Annotated in this window: 20 protein-coding genes and 1 pseudogene; 9 read left to right on the plus strand and 12 right to left on the minus strand. The window is 65.0% G+C overall.

The features are described from left to right. The first annotated feature begins 218 nt into the window (after positions 1-218). Together OKW43_RS01610 and OKW43_RS01615 are read left to right on the plus strand one after the other, a co-directional pair. Positions 219-1,775, plus strand: coding sequence for an ABC1 kinase family protein (locus OKW43_RS01610; RefSeq protein ID WP_429444772.1), 1,557 nt, complete (start codon positions 219-221; stop codon positions 1,773-1,775). A 122-nt stretch (positions 1,776-1,897) separates the two neighbouring features. Next, positions 1,898-2,767: a DMT family transporter gene (locus OKW43_RS01615; RefSeq protein ID WP_429444774.1), complete on the plus strand. Its 870-nt coding sequence runs from the start codon at positions 1,898-1,900 to the stop codon at positions 2,765-2,767. A 36-nt stretch (positions 2,768-2,803) separates the two neighbouring features. On the opposite strand, the gene OKW43_RS01620 is transcribed toward OKW43_RS01615, so the two are convergent. Further along, the gene (locus OKW43_RS01620) at positions 2,804-3,751 is read right to left on the minus strand and encodes a L,D-transpeptidase (RefSeq protein WP_429447293.1); all 948 of its coding nucleotides are present in this window, start codon (positions 3,749-3,751) and stop codon (positions 2,804-2,806) included. A gap of 433 nt (positions 3,752-4,184) precedes the next feature. Here OKW43_RS01620 and OKW43_RS01625 point away from each other — a divergent pair. Further along, positions 4,185-4,635: pseudogene (locus OKW43_RS01625) on the plus strand (ammonia-dependent NAD(+) synthetase); the annotation flags it as partial. A 106-nt stretch (positions 4,636-4,741) separates the two neighbouring features. Here the strand turns inward: OKW43_RS01625 and OKW43_RS01630 are convergent. From OKW43_RS01630 to OKW43_RS01655, 6 genes are all read right to left on the minus strand, one after another. Next, positions 4,742-5,008, minus strand: a complete 267-nt coding sequence (locus OKW43_RS01630; protein WP_187638281.1) for an RNA recognition motif domain-containing protein — start codon at positions 5,006-5,008, stop codon at positions 4,742-4,744. A 5-nt stretch (positions 5,009-5,013) separates the two neighbouring features. Then, positions 5,014-5,178, minus strand: a complete 165-nt coding sequence (locus tag OKW43_RS01635; RefSeq protein WP_187638280.1) for a hypothetical protein — start codon at positions 5,176-5,178, stop codon at positions 5,014-5,016. 236 nt (positions 5,179-5,414) lie between these two features. Beyond that, positions 5,415-5,765, minus strand: a complete 351-nt coding sequence (locus OKW43_RS01640; protein WP_187638279.1) for a hypothetical protein — start codon at positions 5,763-5,765, stop codon at positions 5,415-5,417. A 79-nt stretch (positions 5,766-5,844) separates the two neighbouring features. Then, positions 5,845-6,525, minus strand: coding sequence for a hypothetical protein (locus OKW43_RS01645; protein ID WP_429444777.1), 681 nt, complete (start codon positions 6,523-6,525; stop codon positions 5,845-5,847). 141 nt (positions 6,526-6,666) lie between these two features. After that, on the minus strand, positions 6,667-8,331 hold the full coding sequence (locus OKW43_RS01650; protein WP_429447295.1) for a S10 family peptidase: 1,665 nt from the start codon (positions 8,329-8,331) through the stop codon (positions 6,667-6,669). Positions 8,332-8,408: 77 nt separating this feature from the next. Further along, positions 8,409-9,968: a S53 family peptidase gene (locus OKW43_RS01655; RefSeq protein ID WP_187638277.1), complete on the minus strand. Its 1,560-nt coding sequence runs from the start codon at positions 9,966-9,968 to the stop codon at positions 8,409-8,411. A gap of 307 nt (positions 9,969-10,275) precedes the next feature. Between OKW43_RS01655 and OKW43_RS01660 the strand changes: the two genes are divergently transcribed. Beyond that, the gene (locus OKW43_RS01660) at positions 10,276-10,788 is read left to right on the plus strand and encodes a DUF1993 domain-containing protein (protein WP_187638276.1); all 513 of its coding nucleotides are present in this window, start codon (positions 10,276-10,278) and stop codon (positions 10,786-10,788) included. A gap of 37 nt (positions 10,789-10,825) precedes the next feature. On the opposite strand, the gene OKW43_RS01665 is transcribed toward OKW43_RS01660, so the two are convergent. Both OKW43_RS01665 and OKW43_RS01670 read right to left on the minus strand, forming a co-directional pair. Next, a complete protein-coding gene (locus tag OKW43_RS01665) occupies positions 10,826-11,152 on the minus strand; it encodes a YnfA family protein (RefSeq protein ID WP_187638275.1) in 327 nt (108 codons plus the stop codon). Positions 11,153-11,350: 198 nt separating this feature from the next. Then, positions 11,351-11,989, minus strand: a complete 639-nt coding sequence (locus OKW43_RS01670) for a LysE family translocator (protein ID WP_187638274.1) — start codon at positions 11,987-11,989, stop codon at positions 11,351-11,353. Between the two features lie 156 nt (positions 11,990-12,145). Here OKW43_RS01670 and OKW43_RS01675 point away from each other — a divergent pair, with 156 nt between their 5' ends. Both OKW43_RS01675 and OKW43_RS01680 read left to right on the plus strand, forming a co-directional pair. Beyond that, the gene (locus OKW43_RS01675; protein ID WP_187638273.1) at positions 12,146-12,616 is read left to right on the plus strand and encodes an Lrp/AsnC family transcriptional regulator; all 471 of its coding nucleotides are present in this window, start codon (positions 12,146-12,148) and stop codon (positions 12,614-12,616) included. 85 nt (positions 12,617-12,701) lie between these two features. Next, positions 12,702-12,935, plus strand: coding sequence for a hypothetical protein (locus OKW43_RS01680; RefSeq protein ID WP_187638272.1), 234 nt, complete (start codon positions 12,702-12,704; stop codon positions 12,933-12,935). Between the two features lie 65 nt (positions 12,936-13,000). Here OKW43_RS01680 and OKW43_RS01685 read toward each other — a convergent pair whose 3' ends face one another. Together OKW43_RS01685 and OKW43_RS01690 are read right to left on the minus strand one after the other, a co-directional pair. Next, positions 13,001-13,477: an OsmC family protein gene (locus OKW43_RS01685; RefSeq protein WP_187638271.1), complete on the minus strand. Its 477-nt coding sequence runs from the start codon at positions 13,475-13,477 to the stop codon at positions 13,001-13,003. Between the two features lie 48 nt (positions 13,478-13,525). Then, complete coding sequence (locus tag OKW43_RS01690; RefSeq protein WP_429444782.1) at positions 13,526-13,903, minus strand: hypothetical protein; 378 nt, start codon at positions 13,901-13,903, stop codon at positions 13,526-13,528. A gap of 151 nt (positions 13,904-14,054) precedes the next feature. Here OKW43_RS01690 and OKW43_RS01695 point away from each other — a divergent pair, with 151 nt between their 5' ends. After that, positions 14,055-16,058: a bifunctional DedA family/phosphatase PAP2 family protein gene (locus OKW43_RS01695; RefSeq protein WP_187638269.1), complete on the plus strand. Its 2,004-nt coding sequence runs from the start codon at positions 14,055-14,057 to the stop codon at positions 16,056-16,058. 208 nt (positions 16,059-16,266) lie between these two features. On the opposite strand, the gene OKW43_RS01700 is transcribed toward OKW43_RS01695, so the two are convergent. Next, complete coding sequence (locus OKW43_RS01700; RefSeq protein WP_246530337.1) at positions 16,267-16,842, minus strand: hypothetical protein; 576 nt, start codon at positions 16,840-16,842, stop codon at positions 16,267-16,269. Between the two features lie 10 nt (positions 16,843-16,852). Between OKW43_RS01700 and OKW43_RS01705 the strand changes: the two genes are divergently transcribed. Beyond that, positions 16,853-18,082 (plus strand): phospholipase A, encoded by a 1,230-nt coding sequence (locus OKW43_RS01705; protein ID WP_429444785.1) that lies wholly within the window; start codon positions 16,853-16,855, stop codon positions 18,080-18,082. 360 nt (positions 18,083-18,442) lie between these two features. Continuing rightward, positions 18,443-19,615, plus strand: a complete 1,173-nt coding sequence (locus tag OKW43_RS01710; protein ID WP_429444787.1) for a hypothetical protein — start codon at positions 18,443-18,445, stop codon at positions 19,613-19,615. Positions 19,616-19,620 lie beyond the last annotated feature (5 nt).

Below are 19,620 nucleotides of genomic sequence, written 5' to 3' on the forward strand. Positions count from 1 at the left end.
ACGCGTATTACACGTTGTTGGTGCTGGTGAGCAGGCGGCGCTAAGGGCGCGCTGTTGGCACGCTCACGTCGCCTCGCACCGCCGTTGCGCGCGAACCCGCCAGCCATGGCGCCGACCTGCTAACCTTGACGGCTCGACTCGTCGACCATGCGGTGAGCGCAACGTCGCCGCCCAGCCGAGTCCCGCGCACAACGCCTCGACCGTCAACCGAACCACCGATGCCGCCACTGTTTCGCCGTCTACTGCTGCTGTTCCACGCGCTGCGTTACGGCGCGCGCCTGATCTGGCTCGCCGCCCCACCCGACCACAAACTGCACTGGATGATCGAGCTGATCGGCCGCGTGCATGCGTCGGAGCGTAGCGGCGAGCAGTTGCATGGTCTGCTGCCGGCGCTCGGTCCGCTCGCGAGCCGCTTTGCGCAGACGCTCGCCGGGCGCCCGGAGCTCGCGACCGGCACGCTGCATGACGCGCTGGATGCAATCGATCACATGGAAGTGCCGCTGTCGCCGGATGACTCCGCGCTGGCTTTGGCGCGCGCTTTCGGCCGGCCGCTCGCCGAGTTGTTCAGCGCGGTCGACCTCGAGCCGGTACGCAGCGGCTTTGCCGAGCAAACCCATTTCGCCCGACTCGCGGTGCCGATCAAAGGTCACCACGAAGTCGCGGTCAAGCTCGTGCGCGCGCGGCAGTTGCAACAGATCGGCGATGAACTCGCGCTGTTGCGCTGGGTCGCGCGCTGGCTCGAAAAGCTGTCGCGCGTCGCACGCCGGCTGCAGTTGCGCGCGCTCGCGCAAAGCTTCACCGACGACATCCTGCGCCGCTTCGACCTGCGCGCGGAAGCCGCAAACCTGAGCCAGACCGGCCACCATTTCGACGGCGACAAGCGCATCGTCGTACCGGACGTGATCTGGGAACTATGCACCGACCACACGCTGACGATGCAGCGCATCAACACGCTGCCCGCGAGCGACCTGCCCGGCCTGCACGCGCACGGCATCAAGCTGGCACCGCTCGCCGCGCATATCGTCGAGGTGGTCACCGAGCAGGCATTCGAGCATGGCTTCTTCCATGCGACGCTCGATGCGCGCCGCGTGCGCGTCAGCATCGAGCCGGACACGTTTGGGCGCCTCGTGCTCGCGGAGTTCTCGATCATGGCGACGCTGTCGAGCGACGAGCGCGAGTTCTTCGTGCACGGCGCGACCGCCCTCTTCGACCAGGACTACGGGCGGCTCGCCGACATGCATCGCGAGGCCGGCCACGTGCCGCCCGACACGCGTGCCGAGACCCTTGAAGCCGAGTTGCGCACGCGCGCCGAAGCGCACTTCGCCGCGGCGCCCGAGGATCGCTCGGCGGGTTCGCTGTTTCATCATCTGCTGCACGGCGTGCAGCCGTTCGACGGCCACGTGCCGGGCCGGCTCGCGACCGCGCAGCGCTCGTTCCAGCAGGCAGAGATGCTCGCGCGGGCGCTGCATCCGGGCGTCGATACCTGGAACATCGCGCGCGGCGTGCTCGCCGATATCGCGCGACGCGATCTCGGTCATCGCGGCTGGCTCAAGCGGCTGTCGCAGGAGGTGCCGCATCTCGCGCATATGCTGCCGCGCGTACCACAACTGGCGGTGCGCTATCTGCAGCGGCACGAGCGCACCGGCACGCCGCAGCAGAATGCGCAGCTGCTCGCGGATCTCGCGCGTGAATACCGGCGCACGCGCTGGCTGTTGTGGGCGTGCGTCGTCTGTGGCGGCGTGCTCGGAGCGGGAATGACGCTGCTGGCATGGTGACGGCCCCGAGCGTGCGTTGCAGCTTCGAACAAGACGCGAGCCGCCTGTGCCGCCAACATGGCGGCTTTTTTACGCCGTCCGCTTCAATGTCCGCTTCAATGCCCGCCTCAATGCCCGCTTCGATGCTCGCTACCTTTCTTGCCGCCGTCTTCGTCGTGCTGTGGTCGACCGGTTTCGTGGTCGCCCGCGCGATCACGCCTTACGCCGATCCCAATCGGTTTCTGCTTGCCCGCTTCGGCGGCACCGCGCTGGTCTTCGCGCTGGCCGCGCTCGTCGCGCGCGCAGCCTGGCGGACGGGACGCGACTTCGGCAAGCACCTGGCCGCGGGCGCGCTGCTGCAAGGCGTCTATCTCGGCGCCGGCTACTGGGCCGTCGCTCAAGGTCTGAGCGCCGGCGTGATGGCTCTGCTCGGCGCGCTGCAGCCGCTCGCGACGGCCGCCGTCGCCGCGCCGCTATTCGGCGAGCGCTTGTCGCGGCGCGGCTGGAGCGGCATGGCACTCGGCCTCGCCGGCGTGGTACTGGTGCTCGCGCCGAAGCTCGCTGCCGCGACGCCACCTACGCACGGCAACGCACCCGCGTGGCTGGTCGTGCTGATATCGATCGTCGCGGTGGGGGCGATCACCGCGGGCACGCTGTTCCAGAAGACCTCGCTCGCGAACGCCGACATTCGCAGCGCGAGCGCCGTGCAGAATGTCGGCGCGGCGGTCGTCGCGGGGGTGCTGGCGCTGGCGCTCGGCGAGCATCGCTGGATCGCGTCGCCGACGCTATGGGCATCGCTCGCGTGGGGTGTCGTGATGCTGTCCGGCATCAGCGTCACGTTGCTCGTCTGGATGGTCCGGCGCGGCGATGCGGCGCGCGCGACCGCGCTGATGTTTCTCGCGCCGCCGCTCGCCGCGCTCGAAGGTTACCTGGGGTTCGGCGAAACGCTGCTGCCGGTGCAGATCGCCGGGTTTGCGGTCGCTCTGGCTGGCGTGCTGCTGGCGAGATCGTAACGACCACCTGGCGGCGGCGATGCGACACAGCGCCCGTCAGTCCGCCGTATCCGCGCGCGCGGGCATTTTCGCGCGCGCAACCGCGCCGGGCGCCGGCGACCACGCCGGCCGACTCTTGCGCTGCGAATCGACGACGACGATATAGCGCCCCGCCCACGGCATGTTCTGCCGATCGCTTTTCAGCACCCACAGCGATTGGCCGGAATCGACCAGCTGCGCATACCCCGCGTCGAGAATCCCGTAGTGATCGAGAAACGTATTCAGCGACGCGGGTATCCGTATGCAGCCCTTCGAATGGCGAATGCCGAGCAGCGGTTCGAGCCGATCGGGGTCGGTCGCGTGCATCTGGAAGCGCATCTGCGACATGCCGCCCTTGCCCCAGCCGCGTTCGCCCTGCGCCCAGCCGAGGTCGAAGATGCGCATGTCGCGCCGGCCGTAGCCGCGAATGTGGTTTTCGTTCTGCGTGCCCTCGGAGCGGAAATCCATGTTGTCCGGCGTATGCTCGAACACGCCGAGCGGCGTGACGAAGTGATCGTACTCGCCGGGCCGTCCGGTGGATACTGGCGATGCGCCGATCATCTGCCAGCTATCGGCCGGCGCCGGGCGGAAGTAAATCAGCAGCACCTGCACGTTCGGATTGCGATCGACGAGCACCACGTACTCGCCCGACAGATTGCCGAGCTCGTTCTCACTGAGCGCCTTCTCCAGACGGCCGGCGTACGCGCGCTGCTCCGCGGCGGGCAGTCTGAGCCGGCGCGTCACGTCCTGCGCGAATATGTCACGTAGCAGGAACGCGCGGCGCGGATCGACAACGCCGGCCGCGTCGGGCGCGGCGATGGTGGCGGCGTCGATCGTGGTCAACTGCCGGCTCGCGCTATTCGATGCTTTGGCCGGATTGGTCAGATTCACCGCATGCGCCGCGGATGCCGGCAGGGCTGGTGACTGTGCGGTGTCGAGCGCCGCGGCATGAACTTGCGTCGCTATTGCGCCGGCACTCGATACAACGCCTGCGCAAACCCACGCGCAAATCCTCAGGCGGTTCAATCCCCGCTGGCCACGCCGATCTGGGTATGTCATCGCGTCTTGGAGCAAACATGATTATTATTGATTGCACGCCGTGTCCCTACGGCGCTCGGAACGAACGATATTACTCAGCGAACTGAGGCGTGTCGATGAAAATACCGTCGAGTCCTCTCTCTTCGAAATGATTGGCTATTTTCCGACAATCGACGTATCAGACAAAAGACAATTAATGCGCGATTAAAACCGCCATCGGAAAATCAAGCCAATAAAGCGGAACACGATTCATTCCACGAAAGATCCACCGAAAGCCGCGGCGCATCCCGATACTCAAACCGTTTTTCAAGGCCGCTTTTAATCCGCTTCAAACGATTTTTCTCACGAGGAAAACAAGATGATGGCTCAATTCGATCCAGCCGACCGCCAGGCCAGCATCGCGGCCGAAATGCACATCGCCGCCGAATTCGACGCGAACCGCGAAATCGAGCGCCGGGTTGATTTTCTGGCGCACTATCTGCGCAGCAGCCACCTTAAAACTTATGTGCTCGGCATTAGCGGCGGCGTCGATTCGACAACGGCCGGACGTCTCGCGCAACTCGCGGTCGAGCGTTTGCGCGCGAACCATTACAACGCGCGTTTCGTCGCAGTCCGCCTGCCTTACGGCAAACAACGCGATGAAGCCGATGCGCAACAGGCACTGCGCGCAACAGGCACTGCGTTTCATTCGCGCCGACGAAAATGTGACTATCGATATCAAGCGGGCCGCCGATGCGATGCTCGAGTCGCTCGATAAAAACGGCGTATCGTTCGCGGACGAATCCCAGCGGGATTTCGTGCACGGCAATATCGCCGGATGGGCGATGAAAAGGCCGCCGACGGCTCTCCGATACGAACAAACGCGGTGGGCATGCGCGCGTCGTCGCCCATGTGCACCGCCTTCGAAAAGAATCGAGCTTACCGCTTGGCCGGCGGTTCGCCGCTGAACAGGTCGGCGCTCGCTTCGAGCGGCTGGCCGCCCAGATGCTTGCCGTGAATCTGCCGCGCGATCACGTCGCCGACATACGGAACGCTCGCGTCGAGTTCGACCGTCGCGTATGCGCTGGGCTTGCCGGCGTCCACCACCTCGACGTGTTTCGCGTAATGGCCAAGTTCGCGCTTCAGAAATTCCCGCACGTCCTGCTCGCTGCACGATTCGGCGATATTGCGCACGGTCAGGTTCATGCGGCCTACCCTCGCCGCGCCTGACGGTCCGTCCGGCCGTCATGGCTTGAAATGCGCACCGGTCGCAGCGCGGCACGCTGCTTCGCCTGAGCCGCGGCGAGTGCGCGAAGCGCGACGACGCCGGTCGCGCCGGCCAACCCCATAGCGAGCCATGACAAGTAGAAGGCCATCGTTCAAATCTCCTGTGCGAATTTTGTCCTGTTGTCAGGATAGCCCGCTTCGACATCGGACACACTAGACGCAGTGTCCTCGTCGATGCACTGTACCTGAATCAGTCGCGCCAACCCTAAATAAGCATCAGCTGCTTCAGCAGCCGGCATGCCTGGCCGGCCCCGGCCTGGCACGAAGTTGTATCGTCGAAGGCATCGTACGGGGGACATGGGCGAAGGCGGACTGATCGCGCCGATCAGTCCGCCGCTTGCACGTTCGCCGCGCTCACCCACCAGGCATTCTTGCCCTGCGGCAGACGGACCAGCACGGCGGAAGGATCGTCGACGCCGTCGTCGGCGATCTGGCACACCGGCAGGCCGTCGGGCAGACGCTTCACTTCGCCGGCGGCCTCGAATAGCGCGATGCGCCGCGCATTCAGCGGGCGCAGTTGCCGATACACGTCGAAGCTGAGCGCCGCGGGCACGTCGCCGCGAATTTCGAGCGCATCGGCGCGCGCGCAATGCGCGGGCGCGGCGGCAACTGCGGCGGCGCTGCCGCTCAGGCAGCCGATCGTCAGCGCAACGGCGGCGAGACGGGAATGGGTCATCGTGTTTCTCCGAAAAAAGTGAGGGGCAGCGAACCGTCGTTTCGCGAGGAATGCGCGGGCGCGCCGATGCGCGACGCGCTCAACGCGGGCTCTCACGCTGACGCGCGTCGCCGCGCCGGCTGTCTTCGCTGTCGACGCCATCGTCGTCGCCGGTCGCGACGTCGAGCCGGCTCACGTCGCAGGACGCCTGGCCAAAACCCGCATATACCGCCGACCAGTTGCCGACGATCGCCGCTTGCGCCTGCGCGAGACTCAGCTTGCCTTCGCAGACACAGCGCTTGAGCATCGCCGCCGCGCGCGCCTTGCGACGCTCACCCTGCGGGCCGGCCCACGGCAACAGATCGAGATTGGCCGGCGCATCGGGCGATCCGCCGAGCACGATCGGCACGCGCCGGTCGAGCGCGAGCCCGGCGCCGTCATCCATCTCGATGCCGCGCGCGGCAAGCATGCGATCCTTGTGCGCCACCAGTTCGTCGAATGGCGGCGCGACGGTTTCCGCATAACCTCGGCGGCAAATCGTTTGGCCGATCGACTGCTGGGTCACGCGTTCGTCGAGCACGGCGCTCTGTTGCGCGACGGCGTCCCCGATGAACAGCGCGAGCAGCGCGCCGACGCTGACGAGCAGCGTACGATGCGTCGCGCGCACGCGCGGGCAAAAGACGCGCTTGCGCGCGAGCCGCGACGCGTTGGCCACGTCATTGCTGCGGGTAGTGTCGCGGGAAAGACCGCGCCGATGTGTGTCTGCGATGCCTGCGTTCATTCGTCTGCGCGCCGGCGGCGGCACGCGGTAATCCAATTCGCCAGGCAATTAAAACACATTCAATCTGGATAGTACAAAAGCCGCATATGGCTGCGCGCGTGCCCGACCGATTCGGCGGGGCCCGCGCGCAGCTTGCCGCCGCTACTTCGCAACCCGCGCCTGCAAAGCGCGGATCCGCCCGAGCGCTTGCGCGTTCGACACTGTCGCTTCGTACATCTTTGCGAGGTCGGCTTTCAGCGCGGTGCGCGAACCGCCGTCGAGATAGACCATATGCCCCGACGGATAGAATCGCGCCGACAGGTTCTGCCGCACCTGCTGACTGAGCAGCGGCATTTGCTGCAGATCGAGCACGGTCTGATAGAACGGCGTGACGAAATCGAAGAAGCCGTTCGCCGATAGCACCTTGAGGTCGGGATTGAGCGCCATCACGGCCGCAAGATCGCCGGCGGTGTACAGAATGATGTCGCCTTTCGAGTCGACGCCCTTTTGCGCGCCGGTCGGATCGATATGGCTGAAATCCCAGTACTTGAACGCCTGATCGTTGAGGTCGGTGAACGACGAGTTCGACGTGTACTTCAACTGCTCGTTCAGATACACGTTCCACATCGTCGTGTAGACGCCGGTAACAGCCGTCATCGTCGGATCGTTGCCGCCGGAGTTCGGGTCGATCTTGCCGGCGATGCCGGTGTCGATTGCGGTCACGCGGCCGTCGTAGGCGCCGAGCGCGAGGCCTTGCGACTTCAGCAACGTGGTCAGGAACAGCGAATTGCCGCGGCTGTCGTAGCCCGCGATGTCGAGGCTCCACGCGAGCAGCGTCGTTTTGTCGATGCCGGTGTATTCGCTGAGTTTTTCGACGGTCGCCGAATCTGTGGTCGGAAACTTGCGCAGCGCGGCCAGGTAGTCGGTGCGCGCGAATTGCGCGACCTCCTCGGCGAACGCGCCGAGATCGGTCGGGCGCGGCGCGGCGCCGAGCTTCTTGTGATACCACGCGTCCGCGGCCGCCGTGGGCAGCGCGCCGACCGGATTGCCCGATTGCGTGTAATCGAGAATCGACGATTGCAGCGTGATGCCGTTCAGATCGACCCCATCCTCGTGCAACCGGTACGCGAGCACGCAGCTACGAGCGGTGCCGTAGGACTCGCCGAACAGATACTTCGGCGAATTCCAGCGGTTGTTCTTCGTCAGAAAACGCTTGATGAACTGCTTGATCGAATCCGCGTCCTGATCGACGCCCCAGAAGTCGCGATTCTTCTTCGGCGCGATCGCCGCCGAATACCCGGTGCCGACCGGGTTGATAAACACGAGGTCGCTTTTGTCGAGCAGACTGTCCGGATTGTCTTCAAGTGAATACGGCGCGGGCGGTGTGAAGCCCGGCATCGACGTTTTGATGCGGCTCGGCGCGAACGAGCCTAGCAGCACGAATACTGACGAGGACCCCGGGCCGCCGTTATAGAAGAACGTGACCGGCCGCGTCTCCTCCGTCTGATTGTCCTGCGTGAACGCGACGTAGAACATCCTCGCCGACGGCTGCGAGCTGCTCGGATCGACGATCACCAGATGGCCCGCAGTCGCCGTGTAGTGGATCTGGTGTCCGCCGATCGTCACCGAATGATGCGTGATCGCGGCCGTCTCGACCGTTTCGGTGACTGAATCGTCCGGGCCGTTGCCATAGGCAACCGGATCGAATAGCGGCTGGTCGCCGGCCTTGTGCGGCGCGCTTGTGGCGGTGAGCGCGCCTGACGAGGCCACGGCATGTGTGTTGTGCGGCGAATGCTGACTACCGGAAGCTGATTCTGTATTCATGATCGCTCCAAGGGTTCGTTTTACGTGCCGTGCGTCTTCGTTCTTACGTCTTGTCGTTGTGTTATGGGCTGTGTTGCAGACTATAGTGCGCCCGCCACCTTCGCGCCATTGGGACTGCCAAGTCCGGTGCAGGCGTCCCAGCCCTTCGACGCCGCGAAGCTGCCGTTGTTGCCCTGCGTAATGTCGTTGCACACGCCCGGCGCCTTGTACAGCTTCGCGTTGACGAAGCCGGCCGGCTGTCCCTTCGCCGCGTTGATGCGCGCGATCAGCGCCGCCCACAGCGGCGCGACCGCGCTGGTGCCGCCCACCACCGTTTGCGTGCCGTCGATCAGCACGTCGTAGCCGGTCAATGGCGACGCATCGCCCGCGACATCCGGCACGCCGCGTCCGCTGAGCGGCTGGCTGCCGCTCCCCGTCGCCGTGGCCGACAACCCCCCCTGCCACGCCGGTACCGGAAACGCCGTGCTGACGCCGCCGCCACTCGCACCGCCCTGCGCGCCGTCGTTCCACACGACCTCGCGCGTGATCGCCGAACCCGACGCGCTCAGGTGCGTGCCGCCGCAGGCGAGCACGTACGGGCTCGACGCCGGGAAGTCGACCGCGTCGCCGCCGCCCGAGCCGTCGCTCGACCCGCTGTCGCCCGAGGCCGCGCAGACCGTCACGCCGAGCGCCGCCGCGGATTGCAGCACGCTATTGAGCGCCTGCATCGACTGGCTGGTCCAGACCGATTCCGGCGCGCCCCAACTGATCGAGATCACCGACGGCTTGTTGGTCGTGTCGTGCACCGCGCGGCTCACCGCGTCGATGAAGCCGGCGTCGCTGTTCTGCGTGAAGTACACGGCGATGGCCGCGCGCGGCACGATCGCACCGACGATCTCGATGTCGAGCGTGACCTCGCCGTCCGGCCCGTTCGGGTCGCCGCTCGGCTGGTTGCCGGCCTGATCGACGCCCACCGGGGTCACGGTCGGCTCGCTCACGCCGAGGCTCGAGAAATAGGTTTTTAGGTCCGACGTGTTGTAGCCGCCGCCAAGCTCGATGATGCCGACGCACTGGCCGCCGCCGTCACCTTGCGGAAACTGGTAAAGCGACGCGAGCTGCGGCGGCGTGTACGACACCTGCAGGGCGCGCGCCGGCACGAACGGCGGCCGGATGCGAAAGTGCGGCCGCGCCTGCGGCCGGTTGTCGAGCCCGAGCACCGCTTCGACGACGCCATGCAGATCGTCCGGCACGCTGATCGCGCCGGCGCGGCCACGGAACTGGCCGGCCACGTGGTGCTGGTAGAGCTCGAGCTTGACCTCGAACGCGCTCTGGAACTGCGCGATGGTGCCGCTTAGCAGAACCGAGCGCGCCGCCGAATCTTCGCGCGCGACGGTGAGCCCATGCGCGGCCGCGAAGGCGCGGACCTTCCCGATGTCCTCGGGCGCCGCGCCGTAGTCCTGGGCGAGCGCCTCGCGCGACAGCGGCTTAACGCTCGCGTCGCCGGCCGCGATGCGTTTCATCAATGCGTCGAACTGCGCCTGCTGCTGGCGGCGCAGTATCACGAAGACCTCGATCCGCTCGGCGGGATCGCATTGCCCGATGACCTTCGTGCCCTGCTCGACCTTCCGCTCGCTGCCCGGCAATGCATGCTTGGTGACCATGGTGTCAATTCTCCTGTTTGCGTGGCGGCGCACACGATCTCACACGACCGCGTGGCCCGGCGACGGGCAAGCACGCCACGCGCCTGCATGGGCGCATCGTTTCGCGATACGCCAGCAGGGGTTGATCAAGAACTTCTTCCAAGCGTCCGACCAAGGCATTCGAACACAGTTCCGGCGCGCGCGGCAGTCGTCCGAATGGCTAACGCGCGGCTGTGGATGCGGCACGCTATGATGCTGAAGCGGCATTCCCGCCGTTTCATTGCCGCGCGCGCCGTCTGCGCGCACGATCGAGAAATCAGAGGAACCCATGTCAATTTCGATGTATCAAGCATCACTGCCTGTGCTGATTCGCGGCCTCACGAATCTGCAGGCGATCCTGGGCAAAGCCGAGGCGCACGCCGCCGCGAAGCAGATCGAGCCGGCGGTGTTCACGAATGCCCGGCTCGCGCCGGACATGCTGCCGCTCGTACGCCAGGTGTATATCGCGAGCGATACCGCGAAGGGTTGCGCGGCGCGCCTCGCCGGCGTGGAGCCGCCGAAGTTCGAGGACGTCGAGCAGACTTTCGACGAACTGCGTGCCCGTATCCAGAAGACGATCGATTACCTGAAGGAATTCAACGCGGCGCAGATAGACGGCTCGGAAAGCCGCACGGTCACGCTGAAAATGCGGCCGGGCCCGATCGAGTTCACGGGATCGTCATATCTGTTCGGTTTCGTGCTGCCGAACTTCTTTTTCCACGTGACGACCGCGTACGACATCCTGCGTCATAACGGTGTCGAGCTCGGCAAGCTCGACTATCTGGGCGGATTGCCGCAGTAAAGGAAGCGGGCGGGTCGTCGATCGCGCGGCGCCGCGCTCACGCGTGCAGGCGCGGCTGGAATGCGATCACCGCCATGCCGGCCAGCGTCAGCGCGGCGCCAGCCGCGTCCCACAGCGTGGGTCGCACCTCGTCCACGACCCACAGCCACGCAATCGCGACCGCTACGTACACGCCGCCGTAGGCCGCATACACGCGGCCCGCGGCGGTGCCATGCAGCGTCAGCAGCCAGGCGAACAGCGCAAGGCTTGCCGCACCTGGCAGCAACAGCCATGCGGAGCCGTCCTCCTTTAGCCAGCGCCATGGCAGGTAGCAGCCGAGAATCTCGGCAACAGCGGTCACGACATACAGCAGGAAGGTTTTCATCGACGGACGTGAGAAGGTGGGTTTTCATCGACGGACGTGAGAAGGTGGTTGTGTCGCAGCGGGTGGGCGCGCCCGCCTGTTCTGCAGCGCACCGGTCTCGCGGCCCGCTGCGCTATCGGCTTTATTAACACAATCACCTGGCACTGAAAAAGTAAGCGGTCGGCGACGCCCGTCGCCCGCTGACCGCAACGCCGAGCCTCAATCCAGCGAAAGCCGCAGCGCAAAGCCGATCAACGCAGCCGAAAACGTCCACCGCTGCACCGTCTGCGCCAAAGGATGGGCGCGCAGCCAGTTGGCGATGCGCGCTGCCCCGATCGCATACAACGCGTCGAAGCATACGCCGATCGCGAGCAGCACGACGCCGAGTTCGATCATCTGCCACACCACAGGCCCCGCTTCCGGCCGCACGAATTGCGGCAACAGCACCGAGCAGAACAATAGCGCCTTCGGGTTCAGCAGATTGGTCAGCAGACCTTTGACGAACGCGCTCCGCAACGGCCGCGACGCGTCGGCCGCTTGCGTGTCGCGTGAACCGGCGGGCAACGCGAACCCGGGCGAGAGGAAGATCTGAATGCCGACCCACGCGAGATAGATCGCGCCGGCATAGCGCACCGCGTCGTACAGCCACGGCGCGTTGCGCAGCAGCGCCGCCATGCCGCAGGCCGACAGCGTCACGTGGGTCGCGCGCGACACGCCGAGCCCCGCGGCCGCCGCGAAGCCGCTGCGCACGCCGCGCGCGATGCTGGTTTGCAGGATCAGCGCCATGTCCGGCCCAGGCACCGCATAAACGACGATCAATGCCGCCACATAGACGGCCAGCAGGTGAGCGGAAATCATCGGAGCCTCCTTGTTCTTCGAGGCTCCATGTTGCTATCGGATGTGGAGGGTTTGCTGGCGATTTTCTGTTCCGCACATCTCCGCAATGGTGGAATGCGCTAATATTTCGTCATCCTATGGCGTCTTCCACCCGCCCTCAACAACCACCTCCGGACCATGCCCGCCGACGACCTCGACAAAACCGATCGCGCGATTCTCGCCGCGCTGCAAAACGACGGCCGCATGTCGAATGCGCGTCTCGCCGAGATGGTCGGCCTCAGCGAGACACCGTGCGCGCGGCGTCTGAAGCGCCTGGAGAAGGATGGTTATATCGACCGCTACCGCGCGGTGCTGTCGCGCGCCGCGCTGGGTCTGGGCGTGGTCGCATTCGTGCATGTGCGCTTCGCGGTGCACGACCGCGTGGTGGCGACGCGCTTCGAGCGCGAGGTGCAGGCGATCCCGCGTATCCTGTCGTGCCACAACGTATCGGGCAGCGCCGACTACATCCTGCAGATCGTCGCGCGCGACCTCGACGACTACGGCACGTTCATGCGCGACGAACTGCGCGGCCTGCCGGGCGTGACGTCGGTCGAATCGGCCTTATCGTTGCGCGAAGTGAAAGCGTATGGCGGTCTGCCGCTCTCCTGAGCGCGAACGTGGCATAGTCACCCGTTAGTCCCTTTTTGAGGCGGCGCGAGCCGTTCCGACGCAATCCGACGACCCCGGAGTTCTCATGGATCACGACAAGGCGCGAGCCGAAGAAACGGCCGCAATGGATCGCGTGTTGACCGCGACCACGCGCGTGCAGACGGCGTTCGCGTCGTTGCAATCGCAATTCCCGCCGGCCGGCAGCGGCAAACCCTCGCAATTTGCGCTGCAGACATTCGACGCCGCGCTGCAGGAACTCGAAGACGCGCAGGCCGCGTTCGACGAACTGCTCGGCGATCTGCTCGACGGCAATCGTTGAGCGCTAGCGGGCGTTAGGCCGGCGTGTAGCCGGCTTCCCGCACGCTTCGCGCCGCCGCAGGCGCATCAACGCGCGTCCGTCTCCACCACCGGCTCGCAGAGAATCGGAAAGTTGATCGAATTCGCGACGTAGCACTTCTGATGCGCGACGTGATGCAGATGCGCGGCCCGTTCGACGTCACCGCCCGCGCGGATCGTCACGCGCGGGCGCAGCACGATCTGCGAGAAGCGACCTTCCTGCGCGGTGTCGAGCATCGTGCCTTCCGCGTCGTCGCGATAGTCGAGCACGACGATGCCCGCGTCAGAGCACAGATGCAGATACCACAGCTTATGACACGCGCTCGCCGACGCGACCAGCAGCTCCTCGGGATTCCAGCGCGTCGCGTCGCCGAGAAACGCCGGGTCCGACGAGCCCGGAATGTCGGGCTTGCCGCCAGAAGCAATCACGTGATCGCGGCCGTAGTCGCGGTAGCCGGACGTGCCGCTGCCACGGTTGCCGGTCCATTGCACCGATACGTGGTATTTGTGTTCGCCGTGCGCCATTCGCTTCCCCCGGTGGTCGGATCGGACCTGCATTCTATATGCGCTGCGCTAGCGCGGCGGCGCCGCGCGGCCGCTCACGTTCGGCGCGCGCGGGTCCGGATTCATGTACAGCGCCGTGCCGTTCGCGCGCATGTTGTTGGGTGCGGCACCCGAGCCGGTCGCGCCACCGGAGCCGAGGCCATACGAGCCGCCCGCCGACATGCCGGGCCCCGGCACGGCACTCGGGCTGACGCCAGTACCGATGCCCATCGCGACAGCCGCATTGCCGGTGCCCGCGCTAGTGCCGGCATTGGTGCCCGCACGGGTTCCGTTTTGACTACCGCCAGAATTGCCCAGTTGCTGGGCCTCTACCGCCCGCACGGCTCCAACCGCCAACAGAGCCGCAAGCAACACCAACCGCACGATCCCACCTGTTGCTGTCTTCATAGCTACCTCCGAGTGCATCGATCCGCCGAGCCACGACATCCATTCTGAGCCGATCGCCCGAGCGATGCAGCGGCGCCGCTCCCGCCCGCGCCCACGGCAATTCTGTGCGCGTTATGATCGGTCGTTACGCTCGAACGGCCGACCGCGCACGATGGAGCACGCCTACATCCACCTTTTGCATCTGCTCGCCGGCCACTCGACGTGGATGCTCGCGGTCGTGTTCCTCGCCGCTTTTCTCGAAGCGATCGCGGTGATCGGCACCTTCATTCCCGGCAGCACCGCGATGTTCCTCGCCGGCGCGCTGACGGGCACCGGCACACTGAGTCTTGCGTGGGTCTTCGCGTGGGCGATCGTCGGCGCGGTCGCCGGCGACGGCATCAGCTTCTGGCTCGGCGATCGCTACAAGGAACGCATCGTCATTCTGTGGCCGTTGCGCACGCATCCCGGCGTGCTCGACGCGGGTCAACGCTTCTTTCTGAAGCATGGCGCGAAGAGCGTCGCGCTCGCCCGCTTCATCGGCCCGTTGCGGGCGATCGTGCCGGTCGTCGCGGGCATGATGGGCATGCGGCCGCTGCGCTTCTTCGCGATCAACGTGCTGTCCGCGTTGCTGTGGGCGCCCGCGCACATCCTGCCCGGCGTCGTATTCGGCGCGTCGGTGCTGCTCGCGGGCGCGGTGTCGTTCCGGCTCGTCGTGATCATCGCGATGCTGGTGTGCATCGTTTGGCTCAGCTTTCGCGGCGCAGGGTTTCTGATGTCGCACGCGAACGCGTGGTCGAGCGCGGCGGGCCGTCGTCTCGGCAGTTGGGCATGCCGCCATCCGGGTCCGCTCGGGCGGGTCGCGCGGCGCATGCTCGACCCCGACACGCCCGATGCGACCCACCTCCTCGTGACGTCGCTAATCGTGCTGATGGCCGGCGCGCTTTTTTTCGGGGTCCTCGAGGATGTCGTCAGCGGCGATCCGCTGACCACCGTCGACCTGTCCGTCTATCATTTCCTGCAATCGGTGCGCACGCCGTGGGGCGACTCGGTGCTCGCGGCGCTCGGGACGCTCGGCAGCGGCATCACGCTGATCGCGCTGATCGTCACGGTTGCCCTATGGATGGTATGGGAGCGGCGCTGGCGCACGATCACCTACTGGCTCGCGGCGGTCGCGTTTTCGCAGCTGCTGATTCTCGGGCTGCAACTCGCGATGCGCCGCGCTCCGCCCAATGAGCTGGTGACGAGCCACTTCGTGTTTCCGAGCAATCACGTCGCCGCGACGGTGATCGTCTATGGCTTTCTCGCGTTCCTGCTCGCGCGCCGGGTCGGCAAGCTCGAAGGCGTGCTGGTTGCGGGGGCGAGCATCATCGTCGTGATCGTGGTCGCGCTGGCGGGGGTCTACTTCGGCCGCTACTGGGTGTCCGACGCGATCGGCGGGGCGGCGCTCGCGTATGTGTGGGTCGCGCTGATCGCGCTGACGGCGATCTGGCGGCATCCGCAGCCGCCGCCGCAGCGCCGTTTGATGCCGCTCGTGGTGCTCGCGGTCGTGGCGCTCAGCGTTGGCCTGCAGCTCGGCGTCGCGATGCCGACGCCGCCGGACAGCGCGCCGCAACCGCCGCCCGTGCAGCTCACGCAGGCTCAGTGGCAGCACTCCGAGTGGAAGCGTCTGCCGTGCTTTCGCTCCGATATGGGCGGTGATCGCAAGGAGCCGCTGACGCTGCAATGGGTATCGGAGCCTGCTTCGATACGCGAGCAGTTGCGCGCGCAGGGCTGGGTCGAGGGCACCGACGTGTCTGCGCACAGCCTGCTGTCACTCGCCTCGCCCGACGTCGCGGCCGTGTCGCTGCCGGTGCTGCCGAAGCTGAACAACGGCGTGCCATCGTCGCTGGTCTTCATGCGGCCCGGCGAATCGCGCGAGGAGCGCTACGTGCTTCGCTTGTGGCCGAGCGGCTACACGGTCGACGACGGCACGTCCGCGGCGCCGCTGTGGGTCGGCGCGCTTGCTCACGAGCGGCTGACGCGGCCGTCCTGGCCGCTGAACATTCTGCACATCGAGCGCGACGCGAGCCCGTCCGAAGCGCGCACCAGGTCGGGCGCCGGGCTCGGCGCGACGGTCCTCGCGGAGGTCGATTGTCGAGGCGTGCCGGTGTCGCTGCTCGTCTCGCCGACGGAGTGAGCGGCATGTCCAGGCATCCGGGGAAGCCCAAGGCACCCCCAACTCAACGATTCGATAAAGGAGACAACCGTGGGCCGCTTTGCGACCGAACGACTCGATGACGCGTCTATGGGCAATTGGCGTCACGCGCGAAGCGCCTGTTGCGCCATATGCCGCGGGTGAGCGAACTCGAAAATGCGTCCGCGCCGGAGCGATACCGGCAATTCGCCTATTGAAGAAAGCATTCAGCCGTCCCATTCGCCGCGCAACGAATTGCCGAAAAAGCGACTCGCCGATTGACGCGCAATTGCCATAACGAAAATGACTGATCCGGCGACGGGAAATACCAGCTCGCGATTGACACGCGATTTGACATTAAACCTTCGTTGCGCAAATGCAACGACACGTCCGCATTACCCGCATTTCCGCCCGCTATTTGCTCCGATAGCGCTGCTGATTCTTTTTTCCACTCACGCAATAGGTAATGGCACTGGCAGAATGGGCAAAAATCCGGATTGCGGGAACCGGCATGCGTCGGCGTTTCCGAAAGAAACACGCCGGCCCTGATTCTGTACCCAATTGCGCGCTTCAACCCTATCGTCTGATTGCGACCCGAACTCGTAGACCAATAGGAGCTCCCTGTGCGGAATCGATTGATGTCTCGCGTGAAGAAGGACCGCCAGTTCGCCGTGCGCAGCCACCGCTCGCGAGTTCCCGGATTATCCTCAAGTCCATTTTCCAGCTCGTTTTCCAGCTCGTTTTCCAGCTCATTCTCCAGGCTACTGCCCCGCTTATCGCTTTGCATCGGCGCGCTGGTGCTCGGCAGCTACTCTGTGTATAGCGTCGCTGGCGTTTCCGTCTTGCGTCCGCCGCGCGAAGCGCTATCGAGCAGTCCGCTCGAAGTGACGGTCGTCTATGCCGGCGATCAGCCCGGCGGCACCGAAGTCGACGTGCCGGCGCAATTGACCATCGCGATCAGCAATGCCGACACGATGCCGCACCGGTTGACGCTCACGCGCGAAAGCGGCGCGCCCGATCATCTGAAGCTCGCCGCCGGCGAAATGAAGGCGGTCCGCTATACCGGCAGCTGGCCCGAATGGGCGCGCGGCGCAATGCAGATCGACGTGCCGGAACTCGACGTGTCGCCATCGTATGTGCTGCTGACGCGTCCGCGGCACTCCGGCAACGACGCGGCGCTCGCGTCGGCCGGCAATGCACATGGAACAATGGCGGCAAGCACGGCGAGCGGCGAACCGTCGTCGACCAGCTTGATCGCGTCGTCGCCCGCACCGTCGCGACCCGATGCGCCGGTACCGCAAATCAACACTTTCCTGAGCCGCTTTTCCGCGTACGAACCGACCTATTTCGCCGATGGCTCGAACGGCGACAACCTCGCGAAATTCCAGCTGAGCTTCAAGTTCCGTCTGGTCATTCCGGACGATCCGCGCTCGCGTGGGTTGGTGGACAACCTGTACTTCGCTTATACGCAAACCTCGTTGTGGGATATCCGCGAGTACTCGGCGCCGTTCCGCGACACCAGCTATAAGCCGGCACTCTTCTACTATCTCGAAGACACCGGCTGGAAGAGCAAGTGGTGGAGCAGGATGGGCATGATGGCCGGCTACGAACACGAATCGAACGGCCGTGACGGTCCCGAATCGCGCGGCATCGACATTCTCTTCGTGAAGCCGATCTGGGATTTCGGCGATCTCAACGGCTACCATCTGACGGTCGCGCCGAAGATTTATTACTATGCGCACATCGCCGGCGAGAACCACGACATCGCCGACTATCGCGGCTATGTGGACCTGCGGCTCATCTACGGCAGTCACGACGGCTGGCAACTGGACACGACACTGCGCAAAGGAACGCGGGGCGGCAAAGGCAGCATCGATACGCAGTTCACCTATCCATTGGCGAAGCTGATCAATAGCCGCTGGGGCGGGTACCTGTGGCTTGGCTTCTTTTCCGGTTATGGCGAGGACCTTCTCGACTACAACCAGCATCGCTGGATGGCGCGAATCGGCTATAGCATCACCCGCTAATCCGGAGTTCGCCTGAGATGCAAGCAAAGGACCGTCGAGCGGTCCTTTTTGACATTCAATTACGGCGCGCGACGCGCCGTAATACATCGAAAGTTTTACCGACATTCTTTCAGAAGTTCGCCCAAAGCCGATTCCCAGCCGGCGGGCAGCTCTTCTCAGAGCGCTCTTGAATGCCTGTGTGCACGAACAGACGGGCGCATTCGCGCGGATTTCTCTAGAGTTGATGGGTCGCCGGTCCGACCGGCTGGCCACGCCGCGCGCTGACTTTTCCAGCGTCTATTCAAAACCAAGGAAAAACCAATGAAAACCGCTCTCCTTCGAGACGTGTCAATTGTTTCAAACGAGCCAACCGGACTTCTTTTGCATCGGAATAGTGCACCGATCGAGCTCAAACACGAAATTCGCCCGGAACAGATCCGCGATAGCTTGCCGACCCGTCAGGGGGGTGTCGGTTTTCTGTTTCACGCGACCGACTGGGAAACTCTTTCATTTTCTTTTCATAACGTTCGCGAACGAAGCGAATCGTTCGAAGAGGAATTGTGGAAAACCAGGCCTTTCATCGCGTCGCCGATCTATTCAGGCTCGCAGGTGATCGGGGCGAATATCGCGTGCCCGGTGCCGCTGGAAATGTGGCTCGGCAGCCCGCGCGGCATCAAGCGTTTTCGCGAGACGCAATTCTTTCCGGCGCTCGAACTCGCCAGAAAGGCGGGCTTGAACATGGTCGCGATGGGCGCGTCGACGCCGTACGCGTGCAATTACGGCGCGCTGCCGCGGCCGATCAAGCCGCCGCACATTACCACCGGGCACGCGGCGACCGCGGCGATGCTGAAGGACTGGGCGATGCATTGCTGCGAGCAGCTCGACCTCGAACTCGGCAACACGAAGCTCGCGCTGTTCGGCGCGGCCGGCCGGCTCGGCACGACGGTCGCGAAGTATCTGCTGTACAAGGATGCGCCCAAGGAGCTGGTGTTGATCGATCTGCCGGACAAGATCAACCTGCTGATCGATCAGGCGAAGGAACTGCTCGCGTCGGACCTGCTCGGCAAATCGAAGGTGTCGGTCCATACCTTCAGCCCCGACACGCCGCTGCCGGACTTCGACGGCGCGATTCTCGCGAGCAGTACGAGCGTGCCTTACCTTACCGCGGCCGATCTCAAACGCGCGCAATTCTGGATCGACGACTCGCATCCGCGCGCCGCAAGCGTCGAAGCGGAACTCGCTTCTCGCGGTCACACGCTCTATATTGAATGCTTCGCGCGTGGCCCCGCCGGACTCGACACCGCGTTCCCGTTCAGGCTGCCGTCCACGCGCGACTGCTACACCTGTTTCGCCGAAGGTTATTCGGCGTGGCAGGAAGGGATCGCATCGGATTTCATCATCGGCAGCCCGCCCGTGTGGTCGGTCTCTTATACTCATGGTCTTCTGAAGAAGTACGGCTTTTCGGTCGGTCCGTTCCACGGCAAGAACGGCGATTCGCTCGCCGAAGTCGTCGCAGCAGAACAATGCAATACGCATGAAATGATGGGGTCCTGATGAAC

Source organism: Paraburkholderia sp. WC7.3g, from assembly GCF_050436345.1.
Lineage (GTDB): Bacteria > Pseudomonadota > Gammaproteobacteria > Burkholderiales > Burkholderiaceae > Paraburkholderia > Paraburkholderia podalyriae.